At 74.5% G+C, this 4,147-nt stretch carries 5 protein-coding genes; 1 reads left to right on the top strand and 4 read right to left on the bottom strand.

The features are described from left to right. Positions 1-150 precede the first annotated feature (150 nt). Together AB0H87_RS38900 and AB0H87_RS38895 are read right to left on the bottom strand one after the other, a co-directional pair. A complete protein-coding gene (locus tag AB0H87_RS38900; protein WP_360157897.1) occupies positions 151-492 on the bottom strand; it encodes a heavy metal-binding domain-containing protein in 342 nt (113 codons plus the stop codon). Between the two features lie 49 nt (positions 493-541). Further along, positions 542-1,030: a hypothetical protein gene (locus AB0H87_RS38895; RefSeq protein ID WP_360157894.1), complete on the bottom strand. Its 489-nt coding sequence runs from the start codon at positions 1,028-1,030 to the stop codon at positions 542-544. A 69-nt stretch (positions 1,031-1,099) separates the two neighbouring features. Here AB0H87_RS38895 and AB0H87_RS38890 point away from each other — a divergent pair, with 69 nt between their 5' ends. Further along, on the top strand, positions 1,100-1,468 hold the full coding sequence (locus AB0H87_RS38890; protein ID WP_360157891.1) for an AraC family ligand binding domain-containing protein: 369 nt from the start codon (positions 1,100-1,102) through the stop codon (positions 1,466-1,468). Here the strand turns inward: AB0H87_RS38890 and AB0H87_RS38885 are convergent. Together AB0H87_RS38885 and AB0H87_RS38880 are read right to left on the bottom strand one after the other, a co-directional pair. Continuing rightward, positions 1,433-3,406, bottom strand: a complete 1,974-nt coding sequence (locus AB0H87_RS38885) for an AarF/UbiB family protein (protein ID WP_360157888.1) — start codon at positions 3,404-3,406, stop codon at positions 1,433-1,435. The two genes, AB0H87_RS38890 and AB0H87_RS38885, sit on opposite strands and share 36 nt — an antisense overlap. Positions 3,407-3,438: 32 nt before the next feature. Further along, positions 3,439-4,147: hypothetical protein (locus AB0H87_RS38880; protein WP_360157885.1), on the bottom strand; the 709-nt coding region annotated here is incomplete at its 5' end.

Genomic DNA, 4,147 nt, shown 5'->3' with positions numbered 1-4,147 from the left:
GGCGTGGTGACCATCGAGGTGGTCGCCGGCGGCCCGGCAGCGACGCGCAGCAATGCGCTCTGCCGCACGCCCGCGAACGCTCGAGATCGTGGCCTCCCCGTTCGGCCCTGCGACTAGCGGAGAGACCGGCCGCACATCCCGTAAACCGTCCTAGGACGAGGTCGGAACGATCACGGCGGCCGTGCCGTAGGCGACGATCTCCGACAGGCCGTTGCCGATGTCCGACGAGTCGAAGCGCACCCCCACCACCGCGTTGCCGCCCAGCTCGTGCGCGTGCGCGACCAGCCGCTCGAACGCCGTGTGCCGCGCCGCGTCGACGACCTGCGTGTACTCGGGGACCTCGCCCTGCCGCAGCGCCTTGAACCCGCCGGTCACCCCGCGCACCACGCCGACACTGCGCACGATGATCCCCCAGGCGATGCCCATCGTCCGCTCGACCCGGTAGCCGGGCACCTCGAACGTGGTCGAGGTCAGGAACTCCGTCGTCGTCATGCACCCCATCCTGGGGCCGGCGGTGCCGCCAGGTGACCGTTTTGCCCGGTCAGCGACGGTCGATCGCCACCCACTCCAGCGCGCCGATCGCCGCGACCACGTCCGGGTGCGGGTGGTTGCACACCGTGCCGGGCAGGGCCGGCAGGACCGTGGTCCCGGCCGCGTCCGTCAGCGCCAGCACGCTCGGCATGAGGTGGATCGCCGGACACACCGCGTCGCCCGGCGACTCCAGCGGCGGGAGCCGCAGTGCGTGGACGAGGTCGTCGAACGGGCCCGTGGAGCGCTCCGCGGTCGCCCAGACGATGCCCGACGGTTGACCCATCGTGAGCTGGAAGCCGCACCGGACCGCCGACACCGGCCGGAAGTCCGCCGGCAGCGGGTCGGCCGACGCCGGGACCCCGAGCCTGTCCACCGCCGGACACGAGTATCCGGTCTGGACCAGGTAGGAGCCGCGCGCGGAGCCGCCCGCGCACCCCGCCATCGTCAGCACGGCCACCAGCACCACGGCCAGCGCCACGGCCAGACGTCGGACACCCATGTGCGATCAGACCGCACGACGCCGCCGCCGGTTCCCGCGAACGCCGCGCGACCGCTACCGTCGGATGGCATGGCGTTGCACATCCACGACGAAGACCTGCCCGGCAACGACACCTCGCGCACGTTTCTCGGCCGTGACCACGGCGGCGTGCCCGTGTCGTTCTTCATCCAGGCGAGCCCCAACGGCCACGGCCCGAAGCCGCACCGCCACCCGTACGCCGAGGTCTTCGTGCTGCACGAAGGCTCCGGCACGTTCCTGGCCGGCGACGAGACGATCGAGGCACACGGCGGCTCAGTGGTCGTCGTGCCGGCGAACGAGCTGCACGGCTTCACCGCCTCGTCGGCCGGGCCGCTGCGGATGACCTGCATCCACACCAACGACGAGATGGTCACCGAGTGGGCGTCACTCGCGACGGAAGACGACGACGAGCACCCGTAGGACCAGCACCACGGCGACGATCAGCAACCCGTACCCGAGCAGCGGGAACAGGTCGACGGTCGCGCTGACCCGTGGCCCGCCGCCGGCGCCGAGCAGCACCACCGCGATCACGCCGGCGGCGGCCCCGATCACGGTCAGCAGCGCCTGGTGGACGAGCCCGGTGACCAGCCGGCGGTCCTGGTCGTCGGCGAACAGCCGCACGTTGACCCGCAACCGCCCGTGTTCGAGCGCGTCGCCGATGCGGTCGATCCGCCTCGGCAGCCGGCGCAGCACCGGCAGCAGGTCGACCAGCTCGTCCTCGATGGACCCGCGCAGCCGCCCCGGCGCGAGTGCCTCGGCGATCCGCCGGCTGCCCGACGCGCGGGCGTGTGCGACGAGGTCGAAGCCGGGCCGCAGCAGGCCGAGCGTGCCCTCCAGCGTGGCGAAGGCCCGGAACACGGCGGCGACCGCGGGCGGCACGCCCAGCCCGTACGAGGTGAAGGTCCGCAGCAGGGCCGCCACGGCCGCGGCGCTCGCGGTGCCGCCGGGCGCGGCGTACCGCACGATCATCGCGCCGATCGCCCGTTGCAGGTCGCGCTCGTGGACCTCGTCGGGCCGGTCGACGATCTGGAGCAGCGCGTCGCTGGCCGCCACCGAGTCGCCGCGGCCGAGCGCGCCGAGCAGCTGGCCGATGCCCGCCCGCGTCGCGGCGTCGAGCCGCCCGACGGAGCCGAGGTCGAGCACACCGAGGTGCCCGTCGGCGGCCACGAGCACGTTGCCCGGGTGCAGGTCGACGTGGAAGATCCCGTGCACGAGCACCTGGTCGAGCATCGTGTCGACCAGCCCGCCGGCGATCTCGGCGCGCCGCTCGTCGCCGAGCCCGTCGAGCACCGTGGCCGCGGAGCCGAGCGGCGTGCCGGCGACCCGTTCCATCACGAGCACGCGTTCGGAGCTGAGCCCGGCGTACGCGGCCGGCACGCGCACACCCCGGTCCGGGGACGCGGCGAGGGCCGCCGCCATGGCCTGCAGGTTGTCGCGCTCCACCGTGAAGTCGAGCTCCTCCCGCAACGCCTCCGCGAACCCGGACGCCAGCGCCCGCAACCCCAGCGGCCGGCCCCAGGTCGTGCGCTCCTCGAGCGTCCCGGCGAGCCGCAGCAGGATGTCGACGTCGCGCTCGACCACCGCGGCGATGCCCGGCCGGCGCACCTTCACGACGACCGAGGTGCCGTCGGGCAGCCGGGCCGCGTGCACCTGGGCGACCGAGGCGGCGGCCAGCGGCTCGTGGTCGAAGGACGCGAACGCCTCGTCGACGGGCCGGCCGAGGTCGGCGGCGAGCACCGCGGCCACGTCGGCCCAGGGCACCGGCGTGGCCCGGTCCTGCAGGGCGGTCAGCTCGTCGGCGATCTCCGCCGGCAGCAGGTCGCGCCGGGCCGAGAGGAGCTGGCCGAGCTTGACGAACGTGACACCGCCCTCGTCGAGCGCGTCCCGCAACGACCGGCCGAGGCGGCGACGCGCGGCCGCCGAGGACGGACCGGGCGCCGGGCGGCCGCGCAGGAACCGGCCGAGACCGTGGCGCAGGGCGATGCGCACGATGGCCGCGTACCGCCGGCTGCGCGCGATGCGCCGCCGGGTGCCACGCCATAGTTCCAGGGGCCCGGGGACCGACCCGGTCGGCACCAGCACTTCGAGGATGACCAGCGCGGCCATCGCCAGCAGCGCCGACACGACGATCGCGAAGAAGCCGAGGAGCACGACGTCGCCGCCGCTGACGCTGCGCGGGTCGGCGGGCGCCACCGCGTCGAGGATCGGCGTCGCCAGGACGATGGCGAGGACCGCGGCGAGCAGCGTGCGCACCGGCCCGACCCGCACGCCGAGCAGCCGCCGGATGACCGCCGCGAACAGCAGGACGGTCACGACCATCGTCGGCACGAACAGCAGGACACCGATCGTCGTCTCCACGACGACCGACCCTAACGGGCCGGGCCGACGCTTTATGAACCCGTTTTCGCCGGCTGCAGGACGACCTGCCACGCGCCGGTCACGTGCTCGGGCGTGACCTCGACCGTGACCTGTTCTCCGGGTCGGGCGCTGACGCCGAACCCCGGCTTGCCGTTGCCGTAGGTGCCGTAGCCGCCGGCCTGGTAGTCCCACCACTCGCCGGTGGCGATCTGCACGCCGGACACGCGCACGTGCAGCAGGCCGGGTGTCTGGGATCTCATGTGGATGCTGTCGATGTCCTGCCAGGTGAGCGAGCGTCGGACCGATCGCGTCGGGTCGTCCGGGTCAGACGCGAGGACCACGGCGCCGGCGGCCGCCGGCGGCAGCGGGGCGAGCGACCCGGCCGGGCGGGGCGGCAAGGGGTACTCGTCGAACGGGACACCCTGCCCGACGGCGAGCGCCACGTCGCCCGCCGCGGGCAGGTCGGTGGCGGTGTCCGTGACGGTCAGGACGAAGGTCGCCGGCCGGCCCGGCGCCACGCCGTAGTCGGGCCAGGTGTCGGCGCCCCACCGGGCCGCGCCGGTGCAGGCCCCCTCGGTCAGGAGGTGGCCGTTGACGGTCACCTGGCTGTTGACCGACGCCGTGGACCCGCCGTCGCCGCACCGGGTGAACACCACCAGGTCGAGCGTGGTGGGCACGACGGTCACCTCGACGCGGCGCTCGGGCAGCGCGGCCGACGCCGCGGCGACCACCCGGGCGCCC

The sequence above is a fragment of the Asanoa sp. NPDC050611 genome (genome assembly GCF_040654855.1).
Taxonomy (GTDB): Bacteria; Actinomycetota; Actinomycetes; order Mycobacteriales; family Micromonosporaceae; genus Asanoa.
The sequence above is the reverse complement of the archived record's forward strand: the minus strand, read 5'-3'. Positions and strand labels throughout refer to the sequence as shown.